Below are 18,840 nucleotides of genomic sequence, written 5' to 3' on the forward strand. Positions count from 1 at the left end.
AGCTTCGACGATGACCGAATCCATAGAAAGACCGGTACACGATCCACTTCTGCGGCCAGCGGGATTGCGCGGCGTCGCGGCCGATCTGTCATCGGACCAGCGGGCGTTCAAGAACGTCTCCTGGGGCAAGGCGATGATGTGGATCTTCCTCCTGAGCGACACCTTCATTTTCGGGTGTTTTTTGCTGGCCTACATGACGGCGCGCATGTCGACCAACGTCCCCTGGCCCAATCCCAGCGAGGTTTTCGCGCTCAAGATCGGCGGCCAGGAAATCCCGCTGATCCTGATAGCCATCATGACCTTCGTCCTCATCAGCAGCAGCGGCACGATGGCCATGGCCGTCAACTTCGGATACCGCCATGATCGCCGCAAGACGGCTGTGCTGATGCTGGTGACGGCAGCCCTTGGCGCGACATTCGTCGGAATGCAGGCATTCGAATGGACCAAACTGATTACGGAGGGCGTCCGCCCATGGGGAAACCCATGGGGTGCGGCGCAGTTCGGTTCGTCCTTTTTCATGATCACGGGCTTTCACGGCACCCACGTCTCGATCGGCGTCCTTTTTCTCCTGATCATGGCTCGCAAGGTATGGCGGGGAGATTTCGATGAAGGAAGACGAGGGTTCTTCACCAGCCGCAAGGGTCATTATGAAATCGTCGAGATCATGGGGCTTTATTGGCACTTCGTCGATCTGGTCTGGGTCTTCATCTTTGCATTCTTCTATCTGTGGTGAGGATGGCATCATGGCACAGACGCAGGCACATTCCGGACAGCAGCATCCGATACGGCTTTACATGGTGGTCTGGGGACTGCTCTTCGTCCTCAGCACCTTCTCCTATCTCGTCGACTATCTCGGCATTCAGGGCTATTTCCGATGGTTTCTGATCCTGCTGTTCATGATCCTGAAGGCGGGGCTGATCGTCGCCGTCTTCATGCACATGGCCTGGGAACGGCTGGCGTTGATCTACGCCATCCTGGTTCCGCCGGTCCTGGTGCTTGTCTTCGTCGCTCTGATGGTGTCGGAATCGCACTATACGGCGCTTAACCGGCTCGCCTTTTTCGGCGCCGGCCAATAGGGATGAAGCCGCCATATTGCCGATAGTGGAGCCGGTAGCGAGGAGCGGACTTGCCGGTTCTCGCCCTTCCTCGCACAACCTTTTGAAGATTTCGATCTCGAAAATCTGGGGAACCCATCCCGTCTGTCTCAGTTGTTCCAATGTACGACTTGAACAATGGAGACAAAAAATGAGCAAAAGCGACGTTCACAAGCTCCAGAAGCGAGCCGAACGACAAGTAAAAAACACCAGCGCCGGTGGCCATCTAGGCGGAACCTATTTTGGTCAGCAGCCTGACGGCAAGACAATCTCGTCATCCAGCAATGACAGCGCCAAAGCGCGCAAGAACGATGGAAGCAACTAGTTCCATTGTAAGTCAGACCAGCATAGCGCCCAACCTCCCCGAGGCGCCAAGAGCACAGGCATACAAAGTCCCGGACAGAGCCAAACGGTTGTCCGAGCGTCTTCGTCAATCTCCGCCACGATGGCCCGCCCGAGCGGGCGAGCCACCCTCGGAATTCTCAGAAGTCCATTCCGGCGCCGGGGGGCAAGGCCGGTGCGGAGTCCTTCTTCGGCTTCTCTGCGATCATCGCTTCTGTCGTCACCAATAGCCCCGCAATGGAGGCTGCATCCTGCAGCGCCGTGCGCACCACCTTGGCTGGGTCGATCACGCCCATGGCGTAGAGGTCGCCATATTCGTTGGTCTGAGCGTTCCAGCCGAACGAGAAATCGGCATTTTCGCGCAGCTTGCCGACGATGATCGAGCCCTCAGCGCCGGAGTTCTCGGCAATCTGGCGGACAGGCGCTTCGATTGCGCGGCGGACGATCTCGACACCGACGCGCTGGTCGTCATTTTCTGCCTTCAGCCCGTCGAGCGATTTGACGGCGCGCAGCAGCGCCACGCCACCACCTGGCAGGATACCTTCCTCAACGGCGGCGCGTGTCGCATGCAAGGCGTCGTCGACGCGATCCTTCTTTTCCCTCACCTCGATTTCAGTCGAGCCGCCGACGCGGATGACGGCGACGCCGCCGGCGAGCTTGGCAAGGCGTTCCTGCAGCTTTTCGCGGTCGTAGTCGGAGGTAGTTTCTTCGATCTGGGCACGGATCTGCGTGACGCGCCCATCGATCTCGCTCTTCGCTCCGGCTCCATCGATGATGGTGGTGTTTTCCTTTTCGATCATCACCTTCTTGGAACGGCCGAGCATATTCAGCGTGACGCTTTCCAGCTTGATGCCGAGGTCTTCGGAAATGACGGTGCCGCCCGTCAGGATGGCAATGTCTTCCAGCATGGCCTTGCGGCGATCGCCGAAGCCAGGAGCCTTGACGGCGGCGATCTTCAGGCCGCCCCGCAGCTTGTTGACGACGAGCGTCGCAAGCGCTTCGCCTTCGACATCCTCGGCAATGATCAGAAGCGGGTTGCTCGATTGCACCACAGCTTCCAGGATCGGCAGCATGGCTTGAAGATTGGAGAGCTTCTTCTCGTGGATCAGGATATAAGGATCTTCCAACTCCACCCGCATCTTTTCCGGGTTGGTCACGAAGTAGGGGCTGAGGTAGCCGCGGTCGAACTGCATACCTTCAACGACTTCGAGTTCGGTTTCCGCAGTCTTGGCTTCTTCGACGGTGATGACGCCTTCGTTGCCGACCTTTTCCATCGCTTGGGCGAGATAGCGCCCGATTTCCGGGTCGCCATTGGCGGAGATGGTGCCGACCTGAACGATCTCGGAATTGTTGGATATCTTGCGGGCATTGGTCTTCAGTTCTTTGACGACGGCGTCGACGGCAAGGTCGATACCGCGCTTCAGGTCCATCGGGTTCATCCCTGAGGCGACCGCCTTGGCGCCTTCGCGAACGATGGCCTGGGCGAGAACGGTTGCGGTCGTCGTGCCGTCGCCGGCGATATCGCTTGTTCTGGAGGCGACTTCTCGCAGCATCTGGGCGCCCATGTTTTCGAACTTGTCTTCCAGTTCGACTTCCTTGGCGACGGTGACGCCGTCCTTGGTGATGCGCGGTGCGCCGAAGGACTTGTCGATAACGACGTTACGACCCTTCGGACCGAGCGTCACCTTGACCGCATTGGCGAGAATATCCACCCCCTTCATCATGCGTTCACGAGCATCGGTGTGAAATTTGACTTCTTTGGCAGCCATTTTTTTACTCCTCCATAGGCGGCACAGTTTTGACTAATGCTTGAAAGAAAACGGCTCAGGCGGCCCTCTGGTCTGCCGCTTGGACGTCGATGATACCTAAAACGTCGCTTTCCTTCATGATCAGCAGGTCTTCATTGTCGATCTTGATCTCGGTGCCGGACCATTTTCCGAACAGGATGCGGTCTCCCGCCTTGACATCGAGCGGCTGGATCTGACCGGCCTCATTGCGAGCCCCGGGACCGACGGCAATGACTTCGCCTTCCTGCGGCTTCTCCTTGGCGGTGTCGGGGATGATGATGCCGCCCTTGGTCTTTTCTTCAGACTCGACGCGGCGAACGAGGATGCGATCGTGAAGCGGTCGGAACGTCATGTTCTCCTCCATGGCAAACGATGATGATCAATGCCCCTTGACCGGGCCGGACAACCGTCCGGATAGGTGCCGAAGCCCTCCAGCTTCCGGTGAAATTTGATCTGGCTCCGGAAACCGCGTTTTCAAGGAGACGAGCAGAATTTTAGCACTCTATATCTTCGACTGCTAATGCGATCGAAAGAGGTTTTGTCAGTATTGCGAACGTTCCGGCCTTGCTTCGCCCATTCTTTCACGGGACAAGCATCACATGAGCGTTCCAACGACACATCCCTTCGCCTTCGATCCAACCTATGGCATGAAGCTTAAACAACTCCTCGCGATCGAACCGCCGGAGACGGCGCCCGGTTTCGACGATTTTTGGACCGAGCGGTATCGGCGCGCGACTGCGGTCGATCCTCGGCCGAAACTCCTTCGCAGCAAAATCGAACATCCCGACTGGCATGTTCTCGACATGACCTACACATCGACCGGCGCGTTTCAGATCGGCGGCTGGCTGCTGCTTCCCCGTGATGGGCGGGTGCGGCGCGGCCTCGTCGTCGGGCACGGCTATGGCGGGCGAGATCTGCCCGACTTCGATTTGCCGGTGAAAGATACGGCCGTATTATTCCCATGCTTTCGCGGGCTATCCCTCAGCGCTCATCCGCCGATTCCGAACGATCCCGCCGGGCATGTTCTATACGGTATCGAAAAGCCGGATTCCTACATTATCGGCGGCTGCGTCGACGATCTGTGGCTTGCCGTCTCGACGCTTGTTGCCCTTTATCCCTGGCTCGCAGGGAATATCGGCTATAGCGGCATCAGCTTCGGCGGCGGTATCGGGGCGCTGGCGATCCCTTTCGATACCCGGATCGATCGCGGGCATCTCGTGGTGCCGACCTTCGGGCACCGGTCGCTGTGGGTGACCTTGCCGACAATCGGCAGCGCCCAATCCGTCCAGGCGTACCAGAAGAAGCACGGAAGCGTGCTTGAGACCTTGCGCCTGTTTGATGCGGCGAGCGCGGCTGCCCGCATCAAGGTTCCGATGCTCGTCGCTCCGGCACTGTTCGATCCGGCGGTGGCACCGCCTTGCCAATTCGCTGTCGCGAATTCGTTGGCAAAATTTAACGAAATCTTCATCCTCGACGCTGGCCATTTCGATTATGTTGGCAGCAGCGAGCAGAATGCGCTCCTTCATGAAAAAGTCCGACGATTTTTCAAGGTGCCATGAATCGGGAATACCTGCGCTGGTACAGCCAGCGCCTGCATCGAGAGATGGAGCTATTGGTGTTCGGCCACGCCGGCGCCAAGGTATTGATGTTTCCGACGAGGGACGGGCGTTTCTGGGAGTATGAACAGCTTGGCGTCGTTGCCAGCCTTGCCGACAAATTGCAGGCCGGTCATCTCCAGCTATACTGTATCGAGGGTCTCGCCACCGAGACCTTTTACGGATCCCGGCAGCATCCGGCCGAGCGCATTCGCCGGCATGCCGCGTTCGAGGAATATATTCTGAACGAAGTTCTGCCGCTGATGGCGCAGAAAAACCCTCATGACTGCACCATCGTGCACGGCTGCAGCCTCGGCGCTTTCCAGGCCGCCAGCCTTGTCTTTCGCCACCCTCACCTCTTTCGCAAGCTGGTTGCCTTTTCAGGCCGTTACGATCTGACGATGAAGGTCGAATCCTTTGGTGATCTCTTCGAGGGTTACTACGACGACGATATCTATTTTCACACGCCGATGCACTTCCTTCCAGGGCTTGCCTGCGAGTGGCAGCTTGAAAGGCTGCGCCAGATCGACATCGTCCTCACTATCGGGGACGCCGATCCCTTCCTCGACAAAAACCGCCACCTGAGCCGGCTTCTCGTCGACAAACAGGTCGGACATCAACTGTATGTCTGGGGCGGGCGGGCGCACCGGGCCGGTGCCTGGCGTAAAATGGCGGCGCTGTACATTTGACGACCGGCCAGAGCAGCGGCCGAAGCTAGACCCGCGGAGGCTTTAGAGATCTATTCCCGAGGCGATCCAGGCATCACCGAACGGCCGGCTTACACCAAGCCGACCGGAATAGGCGCAAGCTTCTTGCTGGCGCCGTAATCGCGCTCGTGAGATCTGCGGTTCCGCTTTTCGCGACTTGAGGAAAAGTCGATACGGTCGTGTTCCATCATGCCATCCGGATAGGTTCCGGTGTCTTCGGTTTCCACTTCGGACTGAGCGGTGACGATTTTGAAATTCATCATGTTTCCTCCGGTGCGGCGCAGAAACGGCTAACCCCGCGCTTAGTTCCATGAGTAAACACAAAATTATTAAAAAATTAACTACGTTCGTTAATTAATTCGGGTGATTGATCAATTTTAGCCTGCGACAACGGAGCACATCTGAGCCCTTCGCTTTGCTCGGAACATTTTTTGTGGCCCGACGTTCAACTCACGATTTTGTTTTGGAGGTCTCCATGGATCGATCCAAAATCAGCGACCCCAATCCATATCGTTTCCATCATTACTCTCATGAGTTTCAGCTTCGCCGGACGTGATCCCCAAGCGGATCGTGGCCGATGGTCGTCGCCTGCGCTCGATCAATCGCCGTCGACGAGCGGATAAATACTGGAGTAGATCATGGCCATCCTCACAACGTCGGTACTTCTGGCGATCATCGGACTATCGCTCGGCTGCGGCGGACTCTGGCTTGTCCTGCTTGGCGGCAGTTTCTTCTATCTCTTCGCTGGCCTCATGTTCATAGTCACCGCGATATTGCTGTTCATGCGCAAAGCGGCTGCCCTTTGGCTTTACGCGATCCTGGTGCTTGCCGCCCTTCTTTGGGCCATATGGGAGGTTGGTTTCGATTGGTGGCAGCTTGGTCCGCGAGGGGGTGTCATCATTCTGATCGGCCTCTGGCTGCTCACCCCCTGGATCAGACGTCCGCTCGGTTTCCGCAGCCCAACCGGCATCGACTATGCCGCAAACCCCTGGCCGCTTGCCGTGCCGCTGATCGTCGCCATCCTCGTCGCTCTCTATTCGATGACCACCGATCCGCACGATCGTTCCGGCGATTTGCCGACAACGGTTGCGGCCAATGCGCCGATGGGCGGCAACGTACCGGATGGCGAATGGCATCAATATGGCCGGACACCGTTCGGCCAGCGCTATTCGCCGCTCGATCAGATCAATGTCCAGAATGTCGCCGATCTGAAGGAGGTCTGGCGATATCAAACCGGCGACGTAAAGCGCCCCGACGATATCGGCGAGACGACCTATCAGGTAACGCCGCTCAAGGTAGGCGATACCCTCTATCTCTGCACGCCGCACAATCTGGCAATCGCGCTCGACGCGCAAACCGGCACGGAGAAATGGAAATTCGACGCCAATTCCGGAATGAACCCGGATCGGCAACATCAGACATGCCGTGGCGTCACCTATTATCACGATGAGGCAGCAACCGCAGGTGCGCCCTGCGCCGACCGCGTCTATCTGCCGACGTCAGACGCGCGGCTGATCGCGCTCGATGCAGTCAACGGCAAAATTTGCACGAGCTTTGCCAATCAGGGTGTGCTCCATCTCGAGGCCGGAATGAAATATAATCCGGCAGGTTACTATTACTCGACCTCGCCTCCCGTTGCCGTAGCGGGCAAGCTGATCGTCGGCGGGGCCGTCAACGACAATTATTCCACGCAGGAGCAATCCGGTGTCATCCGCGCCTTCGATATCAACACCGGCGCGCTTTTCTGGAACTGGGACTCCGGCAACCCGGACCAAACCACACCCCTGCCGGCCGGGCAGACCTACACCACCAACTCGCCCAATAGCTGGTCGGTGTTCAGCGTCGATCAGGCACTCGGCATGGTCTATATTCCGCTTGGCAATCAAGTCCCCGATCAGCTCGGGATGGGCCGAAGCGCAAATGTCGAGCGCTTCTCCTCCTCGGTTGCTGCGCTGGATATCAATACCGGCCAGCTCAAATGGGTTCAGCAATTCGTCCATCATGATCTGTGGGACATGGACGTTCCTGCCCAGCCTGTGCTTTTCGACTTGACGAAAACTGACGGCACGTCGGTACCCGCGCTGGTCGCTTCCACCAAGCAGGGCGACATTTACGTGCTCGACCGACGCACCGGCGCGCCCCTCATTCCGTTCAAGGAAATACCTGCACCCGGCGGCGCCATTCGCGAAGATCACACCGCTCCGACGCAGCCGATTTCCGATCTTACCTTCTCACCCCCACCGCTCCAGGAAAAGGACATGTGGGGCGTCACGCTGCTCGACCAACTTGCCTGCCGCATCGCGTTCCACCGCTACAAATATGAAGGCCGTTATACACCGCCGTCGCTGAAGGGATCGATCATCTATCCCGGTAATTTCGGTACCTTCAACTGGGGCAGCGTCGCCGTCGATCCCGAGCGCCAGATCATGTTCGGAATGCCGACCTATCTCGCCTTCACATCCACGCTCGTTGCCCGTGCGGACATTCCCGCGAGAGCTCAGGACCAGAAGGGCAGCGAGCAGGGACTGAACCGAAACGAAGGCGCGCCATACGGCGTCTATATGGGGCCGTTTCTCGGACCCCTTGGCATCCCCTGCCAAGCGCCGCCATGGGGTTACGTCGCGGGCGTCGATCTTAGGAGCGGCAAGATCGCTTATCAGCACAAGAACGGCACGGTGCATGACATGACGCCGCTGCCCCTTCCCTTCAAGGTCGGCGTTCCCGGCATCGGCGGACCGATCATCACAAAGGGCGGCGTTGCCTTTCTGGGAGCGGCGGTCGACAATTATCTGCGCGCCTACGATGTCACGACCGGACGGCAGCTTTGGGCAGCCCGCCTGCCGGCGGGTGGCCAGGCGACGCCGATGACCTATACGGCGGGCGACAACAAGCAATATGTCGTCATGGTGGCCGGCGGCCACGGTTCAATCGGCACCAAGCCCGGCGACTATGTTATCGCCTACCGGCTGCCGTAGGGCGAATAGCGGCTGAACGCGAGTTGCGGCTTAGGCATTCGCAGCGATGCTGAGGAATTTCTCTGCGGTAATGAGATCGAGCTGAACCGAAAAGCGGTCGTTTAGAAGCTCGAGCGAGGCATCGTGCGTCTCGTCCGTGCCGCTGCAAACCGCATCCTTGAGCAGCACGACCCGGTAGCCGAGGTCGATGGCGCCGAGCGTCGTCGCCAAGACGCAAACATCCGTCTCGCCACCGCTGATGACGAGGGTCGTGACCTGTTCATTGGCGAGTGCAGCATGAAAGCGGCCGCCTACCCAGGGCGAATAAACCCGCTTGTCGAACACCCGCGCCGGAGGCACGAGATCAGCCAGCGGCTGCACCAGCCCCACCATCTCGGAAGGCAGGTGCTCTCCAGTCATCATCCACCATTTCATATAGTAGTCACGCCACTGACCCCATACGTCATCGACCGTACGAGGCGGTACGAACCGCGTGAAGATCGTACGCTCCGGATACGCCCCGCTCACTTCCCTGACCTGTGGGAGAATGCGGTCCATCCACGGAACAAACCATGGGGTTTCCTCCGCAAACATGCGTTGCATGTCCACACATACATGCCGCCAACTGCCAAGCGCCTTCATCCGCTCCTCCGTTTTCAGCCATAACAATCGCGACAGCGGCGAGTTCCTGAGCAGCCGAACTTCGGAAGATACTGATCTCGAAAAACAGCAGAGGAGGTTGTCGATCTCGGGAACATTTCGCCAATTTCGCGTGTTTCCGATTCACATGAGACGTCAGGTTGCGCTCATGTTGTTCTGGCCCAAAAAACGGAACGGAGGCTTTTGAAATGACATTGCGACATGGAGCATGCCGCTGCGGAAGAGTTCGCTATTCCGTCAGCGGCGAGCCGAACCGCGTCGGCATCTGCCATTGCACCGACTGCCGACAGGAAAGCGGCTCGGCCTTTACGTTTTTCGGAATCTGGGAGGCCGAGGCATTCTCGACGACGGGGGAGACAGCCGTCTACGAAGGCCGGAGGTTCTGCCCTCATTGTGGGTCGCATGTTTTTGCGATTGACGACGTCGAAGCCGAGATCAAGCTCGGAAGCCTCGATACCGCGCCGACCGGTATGGTTCCGACCTACGAACTTTGGGTAAAGCGGCGCGAACCCTGGCTGAAACCTCTGCCGGGAGCGGAGCAATATGACCAAGACCGGCTAGCCGATCAGACCAGACTTTAAGACGAACTGCCGCGCATATCGAAAATGCGCGGATCTCCATAAGATTGGGGCATTGGGTAAACACGCAGGTTAGGCGCGTCTCGTAGATGAGGCGTGCCTCAATGCTCGACCCGCAAGACGATTTTGCCGCGATTATGTTCGTTTTGAATTGCCTCTTGCGCCGCGCGAGCCTGTTCGAGCGCATAGACGCGGCGAACCTCCACGCGCACCTTTCCCTCTTCGATCAGACGGCTGATTTCGGCAAGCTGCGCCCCGTTCGGCTGCGCCGTATAGCGAACGGCGCGCATCCCGAGCTCGCTGGCACGGTTCTTGTCGGGCTGGGTCAGCGTCGAAACGAGGATACCACCCGGCTTTACCACACCGAACGATCGCTCCTGGGTTTCGCCGGAGATCAGATCGAACACCATGTCCACGGGCTCTATCGCATCCTCGAAGCGCTCGCTCTTATAATCGATGACCTGATCGGCCCCGAGGGAGCGCGCGAAATCCATGTCGGCGCTGGAAACCGTCGTCGCGACCCAGGCGCCTTTCGCCTTTGCAAACTGAATGGCCAAGTGGCCGACGCCGCCTGCACCGCCATGGATGAGGACGCGCTGCCCGGCCTGGAGCCCGCCATGATCGAACAGGCCCTGCCATGCGGTAATGCCCGCCAGCGGAATTGCGGCAGCTTGTACCGGGTTCATCAATCGGGGCTTCGGCGCTATTTCTTCCGGCCTGGCGATGACGAATTGTTCGTAACCGCCGTGTCTGGGATTAAGAAAGGCGTACACCGCATCACCTGGCCGAAAGGCGGCGACCCCGTCGCCCATCTTCTCGACCGTTCCGCAGACATCACGGCCGAGCACGTATGGCAAATCCTCTTCCTGGACAGCCGGATAGTTTCCTTCGCGCATCTTCCAATCGACAGGATTGACGCTGGCCGCTTCGACACGGATCAGGATTTCGTCGATCTTGGGCTCAGGACGTTCGATTTCTTCGAGGCGAAGGACTTCTGGTCCGCCGAATGCGTGGATGCGCACAGCTTTCATGACGCTCATCGTTTCTCTCCTCGCGGTTTGAGAATGAAATCTCGCCGGTCGGGCGCAACTGCTTTTCGCGGTCCTTTGCGGACACTGCGCATTTTCAGAGATTGCGGTGGCCGCTCCGGGTCAGCGAGCGTTGATTGACGGCAGGAAGGACATCACCTCGTTGCGGCGTCTGGGGCTCAGCGTCTCGATGCGCTCGCTCCAGAAGCTCTCCGCTTCAGGCGGGTCCGGCTCCCAGCAATTTGTCGACAGGATGTTGTCGTCCATCACCAGCAGACGATGGCCACCCAACCGCAAATATTCCGTCGCCAGTTCTTTTGCAGCATTCGTCATCATCGTCCTGCTCCTTGCGCCGATCATACGAACGTCAACAATCGAGCGGGTATTATGTTCCCTTTGGCGCAAAAGCCTCTCGTTAACCTTTTGAAGGCTGCCGGCGTCTTTCTGTCTCGTCTTCGGGATAGGCGGGAGGCTCCCAGCCGAAGACGCTGCGCCCGCCGTAAAAAGCGGACCTGTCGAATTCGCCGGCAACGATCTCCTTGAGATCGGGGCCAGTGACATATCGCTCCAGCATGCGCGACTGATCGTCCAGGCGTTTCAGCGCCTGCAACTCCTCGTCACGGCCGAGCCGCCCTTTCCGCACCGCCGATTTCATCACCTTGATGGTCTCGTCGTAGACTTTCAACGGAACTGGGAACGGGTGGCGATCCTTGCCGCCATGCGCCAGCGAAAAGCGTGCGGGATCGGAGAAACGATAGGGAGCGCCATGTACGACCTCGGCAACCATTGCCAATGCCTTGACCGTTCTGGCGCCAACGCCGGGCGTCAGCAGCAAGCTCTCGAAATCCACCGGCCCGCGATCGGCGGCTGCCGCCAGGTTCCCGTGCAGGCGCCGCATGTTCACATCGGTTTCGCGAACATCGTGATGGGCCGGCATAATCAGATGTGGCAGCATGGGTTGCGTGTTGTTTTCGGCAACTGCCCTCGGCTCTGCCTCCAGCGCGGCGACTTCGCGCACGATCCTATCCGGGCCTAACGATGACAGTAGATCGAGCTGACCCGCACGCGACCGGTCGGCGCGCCGATCGGCGAGATTGACGATCCGGCCTTGGTCTATTCCCTCGATCGCCGCATGCGGGGAATCGAGAAAGCTCGTCAGCCCTTCGGAAAGCCAATGATACCGCCGCGCCTGCCGTCGATCGCCGTTCATGCCCTGCTGGACAACGACCCATTTGCCGTCGTCCGTGACGATGAAACCGTGCAGATAGAGATCGAACCCATCCTGAAGTGCCGCGCTGTCCACCTTGGCGATAAGCCGGCTTGTCGACGCGAGTGCTGCACCGTCGATGCCGACACGATTGCCGATGGCCGCAAGTTCGTCCGGCGTCTTGCGCGACTGAGCGCCGCGGCCGCCGCAGACGTGAATTCCAAGTTCGCCGGAGAGCGGCGTCAGACCGCGTTTCAGCGCGCCGAGAACGCTGGTGGTAATGCCGGAGGAATGCCAGTCCATGCCCATGACGGCGCCGAAGGATTGGAACCAGAAAGGGCTGGCGAGCCGCCGCAGCAATTCGTCGCGCCCGTAATGCTGGACCACCGCCTCGGTAATCACTGCGCCCAGGCGCGTCATCCGGTCGCCGAGCCATTTCGGAACCCGCCCACCATGCAGGGGAAGATCAGCGTTGCCAGCCCTTTGCGCCAAGTTCATCGCACTCCGTCTCAGATCGACGCAATGTAATACCGACGACCGGATTGCGCCATGCTCTGCAAAAACCTATCCGATGGCGTGCCGAATGGTTTTCGAAAGACGCGACAGGAAGGCGGGTCTCGATGAGGCGACCAGCTTCCACGACAAGATCGCCTTCGCCATGCGGCCGGGAAGAACGCCGACGGAAAGAAACCATGCCGCCAGCATCGCGCGCCGCCGGAGTGAGGCATTCATTTCCAGGCTGGCGACGGCACCGGCGGTACCGAGCGCAAATCTGGAATCGCTGACCATGGGATGCTTGGATTTGTCCATGCAAAGCGACGCCAGCCGCTCTTCCAAATGAACGGGGTCGTGGAGATTGACGTCCTCCGGCACCGTCAGGCCGATCTCGGCCGCCTGATCCGACAAGGCATCAAGCCGATGGAAGTCATGCTCCATTCGCCAGCGCGCGCGCTGGCCGAGTTTCTCCGCAAAGACGGAGTGATTGGCGCCGTGAATGCGGTAGGCTCCGAGACAGGACTCGATCGACGTCACCTTTCCATGAAGAGGCGTTACGGTGACGAGATAGCCATCGGCGCCCTGGCGGAAATCCGTCTCCGGAACTGGCATGACCACCTCCAGAGCCGAGCGCTTGAAGGCCAAGCCGCTGGTAACGGTCGTCTGATACCGTCCCCTCTGCAGCAGCTTTGGGGTGACGTCGCCGGAATCGAACGGGAGCTCCGGAGGTGGGAATACGTCCTTTACCTGCATGTCCTCATCGACCATGTGCAATCTGAACTGCACCTGGACGGCATCGTCTTCCCAGGCGTCTATGATCTCCGATATGGCGTTCGGGTAGAGATAATCATCGGCGTCGAGAAAGAGGACGACCTCACCCCGGCTCGCTGCAAAACCGGTGTTGAACGCCGCTCCATGCCCGCCGTTCGTCTTTTTCAAGCAGGTCCTGATTCGGGACCCGTAGGAAGCTAGGACACCGACCGTATCGTCGGTCGAGGCATCGTCGACGACGATGACTTCCGTATTGTCGTAACTTTGCTCCAACGCACTGTCGATGCAGCGCGGCAGGAAGCGCGCGTAATTGTAGTTCGAGATGATAATGGAAACTGTAGCACGGTCTGTGATGGGGTGCATCGCATTGAACCTCGCAAATCTGCTTTGGTCGCGGCGAACCTACTCATTCAGGTCCTGTGGATTGAAACCCGGTCCGGCGAGCGCAACCCTCCAAAGCTGAAAAGCTGCTGTCACAGACATGCTGCCGATGGGTGGCGAAGAGACGTTTGATCTGTCTATACCGCCCCGAGCCTCCCCAGCTTTATGGCTTTTGAATGACCATCACGTTACGGAATCCTGGTTCGACGCCGGCCGGCGGCTCGGCGCGGTTTGGGTCCTACCGCTTCAGCAAAGACTTAAAAACGGTCTTCAGGTGGCTGTCAGCGTCATTGCCGATAGTCGCGCCGCATCGGAACAGAAAGCCATCTCCCATGAAGCAAGTGCAGACCCAAAGTTATTATTCGCGCGTTCAGATCCCACCGTATTGGTTTAGGGCTGTACTGACGTCTCCTCGCTCCAGCGCTTTGTCATCGTCTGTAAGCCTGTGAACTATTCCCGCAATATTTCGGATCGGTCACTGACGGCGACCGGCAAAGCTCTTGTTTCCGAGCTCGACGGCTCTCCTGACAAGGCGATAAAATATTCGCAATCCGTCTCGGTTATCGTTCCGACCCTCAATGAGACCGACAATATTGATCTTCTCCTGTCCTCCCTGTTGTCGCAGTCCGGTGGCGATATCGCGCTGGAGGTCCTGATCGCCGATGGCGGATCGACCGATGGCACGATCGACCGCGTCCGGGCATGGGAGAGCAAGGCGCCCGTCAGGCTCATTTCCTCAGGCGGAAAGGGCGGTCTGGCAGGAGACGTGCTCTGGGCTGCGAAATATGCTCGTAGCGACATCGTCGTGGTCATGGATGCCGATCTCAGCCATCCGCCGGAGGAGATCGGCAACCTCGTTCGTCCCATTATCGACGGGACCAGCGACATGGTGGTTGGAAGCCGCTATGTGCCAGGCGGCGCCACGCCGGATTGGCCGCGCTCCCGCCGGCTCCTCTCGCGCCTCGGCGGCGCCTTGGCATGGCCATTGACCGATATGCGGGATCCGATGTCCGGCTTCTTCGCCGTGCGCAAGGAGCGGCTGTTGGCAATCGATCCAAAGGCAATCGGCTTCAAGATCGGCCTGGAGATCATCGCTGAAGGTGGTGACGCACTTCGACTGACCGAGATCCCGATCGTCTTTCGTGATCGAGTGCACGGGCAAACGAAAATCGGATGGGGGCACATGATAGACTATGCCCGCCGTCTGCTGGTCCTTGCCGGAGGCGCGGTTTCATTTGGGAACGCGACCCGTTTTGCGGGCGTCGGCCTCATCGGCCTGGCTCTCGACCTACTGATCTTCCAGATTCTCTTCGGGGCGGGATTCGGTCTGGTGACGGCCCATCTCGTCAGCTTTGCCGTCGCCACGATCTCCAACTACATTCTGAACTCCAGATGGGCATTTGCAAGCAATGGACCACGGCTTCATGAGCGGGATTGGCGACGTTACATCCGCTTCATGACCATCTGCCTGCTTGCTTTTGCCTTGCGGGGCGGTGTGCTTGCCGGCGCCGTCGATCTTCTCGGATGGCCCGCTCAGGCCGCCATTATTCTCGGCGTCGGGGCCGCCTCTGTCGTCAATTATCTCGGCAATGCCTTCTTCGTGTTCCCGTCTGAGAACCCGCGCATGCCATCCGACGTCCGGTGGCGCGTGGCCGCAATCGGCGTGCTGGGTTATGTCCTTGCTTTGCGACTGGTTTATCTCGGGCTTGTCGATCTCGTGCCGGAGGAAACCTATTACTGGAACTACGCGCAGCATCTCGACATCGGGTATCTCGACCATCCACCGATGGTTGCCTGGCTGATATGGGCCGGAACGAGCCTGTTTGGCAACACAGGATTTGGCGTCCGCATCGGCGCTTATCTCGCCTGGATCGTGGCCGGCTTCTTCGCTTTCGGCTTCTCGCGCAATCTGTTCGGCAAGTCGGCAGCCTTCGTCAGCGTGCTGCTTATCGCCATCTTGCCATTTTTCTTTTCCACCGGCTTCATGATGATGCCGGACGTACCTTTGACGGCCGCATGGGCCGGAACGCTTTATTTCCTGGAGCGTGCGCTGCTAGCGGGAAAGCGCCGGGCCTGGTGGGGAGTCGGCCTGTGTGTCGGCCTCGGAATGCTCTCCAAATATACGATCGCGCTCCTCGGCCCCGCCGCGCTAATCTTTCTCCTTCTCGATCCCAGGGCGCGACGTTGGCTACTGCGGCCAGAACCTTATCTTGCCGCCGTGCTCGCTGCCGTACTTTTCTCACCGGTGATCTATTGGAATGCGACGCATGGCTGGGCATCATTCGCCTTCCAGAGTGCGGACCGTCTGCAAAGCACAAAGACCTTCTCGCTTCCCTCGCTGGTCAGCAGTGTCGCGATCCTGCTGACGCCAATAGGATTGGTAGCAGCGCTGGCCGCGCTGGTGACAAGAAACAGCGTGACATTTGCAATGAAGACGGACGCGGAAGCTGCCCGCCGATCTCTCTTCATCAAGATCTATACGATCGTTCCGCTGCTGGTCTTCGTCGCATTCAGCCTGTTTCACGAGGTCAAGCTGAATTGGACGGGGCCGCTCTGGCTTGCCCTTCTGCCGGCAATCTCGGCGACCATCGTCGCGGCCGGTAGCAGCGTATCGAAATTCGACGGTCTACTGCGGCGGCTATGGGTTCCGACCGTGGGGAACATGCTCGTGGTCTATGGGCTCGGTTTGCATTATCTCGTCCTCGGATTTCCGATGGTCGGTCACTTCGGCAATATCCGGACGCTACCTGTCGCATGGCAGGAATTCGGTCGTGAAACAGGATTGATCGAGCATAGTGTCGAGCAGGAAACGGGTAAGCAGGTCCTGCTCGCCGGAATGGACAAGTATTTCGTGGCAAGCGAGATCGCTTTCTACAATCGCACCGACGACGATACCGTTCATACCTCCGTGGGGCGGGGCGCACTCGGCCAGGATAGCTTGATGTATAGCTACTGGTTCAAACCCGCCGACCTGCAGGGGCGCACCGTCATTCTTTTCGGACTGAAAAGGGGCGACCTGGAGCGGGCTTCTCTTGATCCGCTGTTTTCCCGGATAACCGAAGTCAAGGAGCAGCAGGTGACGAAGCATGGCGAACCTGTGGGCAGCTTCTTCTACAGGGTCGGATATGATCTTCGCAGTTGTCTTCCGCTTGTCGCCCAAACGTCTGGGATAGCGTGCCACGGGTCTTGAGTCGGCGGAAAGCCGGGCAAAGAACTGCAGGCCAGGGCGGCTAACCCTGGCCTGATAAGCGCAGCCGGACAGCAGACGATCAGCCTACCGGAAGAGATCCTGGATGAACATGGAGGTTTCCGGGATGAGGGTGACGATCATGAGCGTGGTCCAGAGCGCGACCATGAACGGCCAGATCGAGCGGATCACCCTACTGACAGGCACTTCGCCGATGGCACAGCCGAGATAGAAGGCGGCACCAACCGGCGGGGTGTTTAGCCCGATGGTCGAATTCAACAGCACGATGATGCCGAACTGCACCGGATCCATGCCGTATTGCGTGACGATCGGTAGGAAGATCGGCGTGCACACCAGAATATGCGCGGCCATGTCGAGGAATATGCCGAAGATGAACAGCGCTATGTTGACCAGGATGAAAATCACCCATGGCTGCGTGCTGACGTGGCTGAGCGCCTCACCGACCATGTCGGCAACGCCGTAAATGCTCATCAGATAACCGAACATCGTCGAGATGCCGATCAAAAGCAGCACGACGCCCGTCGTCTTGGTCGCCTTCGCCACCGCCTTCAGAAAGTTTTCGAAGGATAGGCTGCGATAGACGAAAATCGTCAGAAGCAGCGCGTAGAGGACAGCGACTGCACCAGCCTCCGCCGCGGTAAAGACGCCGGACAGGATGCCGCCGACGATGATGACGATGATGAAAAGGCCGGGAACTGCGGCTGCGAGACTGCGCCAGACTTCCGCCCAGCCCGGAAACTCGCCGCGGCTATAGCCGCGCGATCGCGCGACGAAATAGGCGGTCAACACATTGGCAACCGTCAGGATCAGCGCGGGAATAGCGCCTGCCATGATCAAGGCGTTCATCGACACGAGACCGCCGGCGGCGAGCGAATAGATGATCATATTGTGGCTGGTCGGCATCAGCGCGCCGACGAGCGAGGAATAGGTGGTGACGTTGACCGCGTAATCCGCATCGATCCCTTCCTTTTTCATCAGGGGGATCAGCGCCGAGCCCATGGCCGAAACGTCTGCGACCGGCGAACCGGAGACACCGCCGAACATGGTGCAGGCGACGACGTTGGTCATGCCGAGCCCGCCGCGCACATGGCCGACCATCGCCTTGGAGCTGCGGATGATCCGGTCGGCAATGCCGCCGTACATCATCAGCTCGCCGGTGAAGATGAAGAACGGAATAGTGAGGAAGGAGAAGGTGCCCATGCCCGACGCCATGCGCTGGAAGACGACGGCCAGCGGCAGCCCTTCATAGAGCACCGTGGCGATCGAAGACAGGCCAATGGCGAAGATGACCGGCATGCCGAGCACCAGCCCGCCCACGAAGGTTGCGCAGAGAATGATCAATGCCATGAGGGGATAACCTTGATTTTCAGGACGGCGGCGACGATGCGCTCGACGGCAAACAGGGCGATGAGCACGCCGCCGGCCGCGAGCGGCACATAGCTCCAGGCCTGTGAAATCGGCAGGCCGGGATTGATGTAAGGCGCCATCTCGATGCTGAGTTCGCCACCGCTCCAGGCCATCGACAGGCCAAAGACGACCATGCCGAGATAGACGATAACCTCGGCCCCCAGACGAACCCCTTCGGGCGCGAAGTTCAGGAGCGAGTCCATGCCGATATGGCGTCCGTCGCGAACACCGACCGCTGCCGCCAGGCAGGTGACGTAAAGGATGACCACAAGCGCGAATATCTCGGTCCAGGCCGGGGAGTCGTTGAGCACGTAGCGCCCGAATATCTGATAGAGGACGGCTGCAACGATGAGAATTGTCCCCACGACCGCAATCATCAGGCAGATGCGCGAGAGCCATGCGTGGAAGGCGAAGTAGGCGCCGAGCAAGCCTGTGGTATTGGTGGTGGTGCGGACCACTTGCGAACGCACGGCGGGATCTGCCGGCAGTGCATGCATATGCGCGCCCATTGCGTGTCTCCTCGGATTGACAATGTGATGCTGATCGATCGATCCCCTCCGTTTCACCCGTCCCCGAGACGTTGGCGAAGGCAATCGCAGGCAGTGCGGGGGCGCAACCGAGCGCCC

At 59.1% G+C, this 18,840-nt stretch carries 18 protein-coding genes; 8 read left to right on the plus strand and 10 right to left on the minus strand.

Features of this window, described 5'->3' with window-relative positions; genetic code table 11:
- Window positions 1–10: 10 nt before the first annotated feature.
- The 3 genes from NXC24_RS31895 to NXC24_RS35620 all read left to right on the plus strand — a co-directional run bounded on the left by NXC24_RS31895 (window position 11) and on the right by NXC24_RS35620 (window position 1,419).
- The gene (locus NXC24_RS31895) at window positions 11–733 is read left to right on the plus strand and encodes a heme-copper oxidase subunit III family protein (protein ID WP_104827294.1); all 723 of its coding nucleotides are present in this window, start codon (window positions 11–13) and stop codon (window positions 731–733) included.
- 10 nt (window positions 734–743) lie between these two features.
- A complete protein-coding gene (locus NXC24_RS31900; RefSeq protein WP_104827295.1) occupies window positions 744–1,076 on the plus strand; it encodes a cytochrome C oxidase subunit IV family protein in 333 nt (110 codons plus the stop codon).
- Between the two features lie 169 nt (window positions 1,077–1,245).
- Window positions 1,246–1,419 (plus strand): hypothetical protein, encoded by a 174-nt coding sequence (locus tag NXC24_RS35620; RefSeq protein ID WP_181316012.1) that lies wholly within the window; start codon window positions 1,246–1,248, stop codon window positions 1,417–1,419.
- A 157-nt stretch (window positions 1,420–1,576) separates the two neighbouring features.
- On the opposite strand, the gene groL is transcribed toward NXC24_RS35620, so the two are convergent.
- The gene (groL, locus tag NXC24_RS31905; RefSeq protein ID WP_104827296.1) at window positions 1,577–3,205 is read right to left on the minus strand and encodes a chaperonin GroEL; all 1,629 of its coding nucleotides are present in this window, start codon (window positions 3,203–3,205) and stop codon (window positions 1,577–1,579) included.
- A gap of 55 nt (window positions 3,206–3,260) precedes the next feature.
- Window positions 3,261–3,575: a co-chaperone GroES gene (gene groES / locus NXC24_RS31910; RefSeq protein ID WP_104827297.1), complete on the minus strand. Its 315-nt coding sequence runs from the start codon at window positions 3,573–3,575 to the stop codon at window positions 3,261–3,263.
- A 247-nt stretch (window positions 3,576–3,822) separates the two neighbouring features.
- Between groES and NXC24_RS31915 the strand changes: the two genes are divergently transcribed.
- Window positions 3,823–4,782 carry an acetylxylan esterase gene (locus NXC24_RS31915; RefSeq protein ID WP_104827298.1) on the plus strand — a complete coding sequence of 320 codons (960 nt, stop codon included), beginning with the start codon at window positions 3,823–3,825 and terminating at the stop codon, window positions 4,780–4,782.
- Window positions 4,779–5,507 carry an alpha/beta hydrolase-fold protein gene (locus tag NXC24_RS31920; RefSeq protein ID WP_104827299.1) on the plus strand — a complete coding sequence of 243 codons (729 nt, stop codon included), beginning with the start codon at window positions 4,779–4,781 and terminating at the stop codon, window positions 5,505–5,507. The genes NXC24_RS31915 and NXC24_RS31920 overlap by 4 nt, the downstream gene beginning before the upstream one ends.
- 89 nt (window positions 5,508–5,596) lie before the next feature.
- Here the strand turns inward: NXC24_RS31920 and NXC24_RS31925 are convergent, their stop codons facing one another.
- A complete protein-coding gene (locus tag NXC24_RS31925) occupies window positions 5,597–5,788 on the minus strand; it encodes a hypothetical protein (protein WP_245464099.1) in 192 nt (63 codons plus the stop codon).
- Between the two features lie 375 nt (window positions 5,789–6,163).
- Between NXC24_RS31925 and NXC24_RS31930 the strand changes: the two genes are divergently transcribed.
- Complete coding sequence (locus NXC24_RS31930) at window positions 6,164–8,500, plus strand: glucose/quinate/shikimate family membrane-bound PQQ-dependent dehydrogenase (RefSeq protein WP_104827301.1); 2,337 nt, start codon at window positions 6,164–6,166, stop codon at window positions 8,498–8,500.
- A 30-nt stretch (window positions 8,501–8,530) separates the two neighbouring features.
- Here NXC24_RS31930 and NXC24_RS31935 read toward each other — a convergent pair whose 3' ends face one another.
- The gene (locus NXC24_RS31935; protein ID WP_104827302.1) at window positions 8,531–9,121 is read right to left on the minus strand and encodes an isochorismatase family cysteine hydrolase; all 591 of its coding nucleotides are present in this window, start codon (window positions 9,119–9,121) and stop codon (window positions 8,531–8,533) included.
- A gap of 206 nt (window positions 9,122–9,327) precedes the next feature.
- On the opposite strand from NXC24_RS31935, the gene NXC24_RS31940 reads away from it, so the two are divergent.
- Window positions 9,328–9,720, plus strand: coding sequence for a GFA family protein (locus tag NXC24_RS31940; RefSeq protein WP_104827303.1), 393 nt, complete (start codon window positions 9,328–9,330; stop codon window positions 9,718–9,720).
- A gap of 98 nt (window positions 9,721–9,818) precedes the next feature.
- Here the strand turns inward: NXC24_RS31940 and NXC24_RS31945 are convergent, their stop codons facing one another.
- The 4 genes from NXC24_RS31945 to NXC24_RS31960 all read right to left on the minus strand — a co-directional run bounded on the left by NXC24_RS31945 (window position 9,819) and on the right by NXC24_RS31960 (window position 13,581).
- A complete protein-coding gene (locus tag NXC24_RS31945; protein WP_245464100.1) occupies window positions 9,819–10,757 on the minus strand; it encodes an NADP-dependent oxidoreductase in 939 nt (312 codons plus the stop codon).
- A 111-nt stretch (window positions 10,758–10,868) separates the two neighbouring features.
- Window positions 10,869–11,081 (minus strand): hypothetical protein, encoded by a 213-nt coding sequence (locus NXC24_RS31950; protein WP_104827304.1) that lies wholly within the window; start codon window positions 11,079–11,081, stop codon window positions 10,869–10,871.
- A gap of 79 nt (window positions 11,082–11,160) precedes the next feature.
- Window positions 11,161–12,444: a DUF763 domain-containing protein gene (locus NXC24_RS31955; protein WP_104827942.1), complete on the minus strand. Its 1,284-nt coding sequence runs from the start codon at window positions 12,442–12,444 to the stop codon at window positions 11,161–11,163.
- Window positions 12,445–12,516: 72 nt separating this feature from the next.
- Window positions 12,517–13,581 carry a glycosyltransferase family 2 protein gene (locus NXC24_RS31960; RefSeq protein WP_104827305.1) on the minus strand — a complete coding sequence of 355 codons (1,065 nt, stop codon included), beginning with the start codon at window positions 13,579–13,581 and terminating at the stop codon, window positions 12,517–12,519.
- Between the two features lie 463 nt (window positions 13,582–14,044).
- On the opposite strand from NXC24_RS31960, the gene NXC24_RS31965 reads away from it, so the two are divergent.
- Window positions 14,045–16,789 carry a glycosyltransferase family 39 protein gene (locus NXC24_RS31965; protein ID WP_104827306.1) on the plus strand — a complete coding sequence of 915 codons (2,745 nt, stop codon included), beginning with the start codon at window positions 14,045–14,047 and terminating at the stop codon, window positions 16,787–16,789.
- Between the two features lie 84 nt (window positions 16,790–16,873).
- Here NXC24_RS31965 and NXC24_RS31970 read toward each other — a convergent pair whose 3' ends face one another.
- On the minus strand, window positions 16,874–18,154 hold the full coding sequence (locus tag NXC24_RS31970; RefSeq protein ID WP_104827307.1) for a TRAP transporter large permease: 1,281 nt from the start codon (window positions 18,152–18,154) through the stop codon (window positions 16,874–16,876).
- Window positions 18,145–18,723: a TRAP transporter small permease gene (locus NXC24_RS31975; protein ID WP_104827308.1), complete on the minus strand. Its 579-nt coding sequence runs from the start codon at window positions 18,721–18,723 to the stop codon at window positions 18,145–18,147. The genes NXC24_RS31970 and NXC24_RS31975 overlap by 10 nt, the downstream gene beginning before the upstream one ends.
- Window positions 18,724–18,840: the final 117 nt, after the last annotated feature.

The organism is Rhizobium sp. NXC24 (assembly GCF_002944315.1).
In the GTDB taxonomy this organism is placed as follows: Bacteria; Pseudomonadota; Alphaproteobacteria; order Rhizobiales; family Rhizobiaceae; genus Rhizobium.

Excerpts from the sequence above, each read along its gene's own strand:
- NXC24_RS31895 (WP_104827294.1), top strand. The coding sequence starts at position 11 with ATGACCGAATCCATAGAAAGACCGGTACACGATCCACTTCTGCGGCCA.
- NXC24_RS31900 (WP_104827295.1), top strand. The coding sequence starts at position 744 with ATGGCACAGACGCAGGCACATTCCGGACAGCAGCATCCGATACGGCTT.
- NXC24_RS35620 (WP_181316012.1), top strand. The coding sequence starts at position 1,246 with ATGAGCAAAAGCGACGTTCACAAGCTCCAGAAGCGAGCCGAACGACAA.
- groL (WP_104827296.1), bottom strand. The coding sequence starts at position 3,205 with ATGGCTGCCAAAGAAGTCAAATTTCACACCGATGCTCGTGAACGCATG.
- groES (WP_104827297.1), bottom strand. The coding sequence starts at position 3,575 with ATGACGTTCCGACCGCTTCACGATCGCATCCTCGTTCGCCGCGTCGAG.
- NXC24_RS31915 (WP_104827298.1), top strand. The coding sequence starts at position 3,823 with ATGAGCGTTCCAACGACACATCCCTTCGCCTTCGATCCAACCTATGGC.
- NXC24_RS31920 (WP_104827299.1), top strand. The coding sequence starts at position 4,779 with ATGAATCGGGAATACCTGCGCTGGTACAGCCAGCGCCTGCATCGAGAG.
- NXC24_RS31925 (WP_245464099.1), bottom strand. The coding sequence starts at position 5,788 with ATGATGAATTTCAAAATCGTCACCGCTCAGTCCGAAGTGGAAACCGAA.
- NXC24_RS31930 (WP_104827301.1), top strand. The coding sequence starts at position 6,164 with ATGGCCATCCTCACAACGTCGGTACTTCTGGCGATCATCGGACTATCG.
- NXC24_RS31935 (WP_104827302.1), bottom strand. The coding sequence starts at position 9,121 with ATGAAGGCGCTTGGCAGTTGGCGGCATGTATGTGTGGACATGCAACGC.
- NXC24_RS31940 (WP_104827303.1), top strand. The coding sequence starts at position 9,328 with ATGACATTGCGACATGGAGCATGCCGCTGCGGAAGAGTTCGCTATTCC.
- NXC24_RS31945 (WP_245464100.1), bottom strand. The coding sequence starts at position 10,757 with ATGAGCGTCATGAAAGCTGTGCGCATCCACGCATTCGGCGGACCAGAA.
- NXC24_RS31950 (WP_104827304.1), bottom strand. The coding sequence starts at position 11,081 with ATGATGACGAATGCTGCAAAAGAACTGGCGACGGAATATTTGCGGTTG.
- NXC24_RS31960 (WP_104827305.1), bottom strand. The coding sequence starts at position 13,581 with ATGCACCCCATCACAGACCGTGCTACAGTTTCCATTATCATCTCGAAC.
- NXC24_RS31970 (WP_104827307.1), bottom strand. The coding sequence starts at position 18,154 with ATGGCATTGATCATTCTCTGCGCAACCTTCGTGGGCGGGCTGGTGCTC.
- NXC24_RS31975 (WP_104827308.1), bottom strand. The coding sequence starts at position 18,723 with ATGGGCGCGCATATGCATGCACTGCCGGCAGATCCCGCCGTGCGTTCG.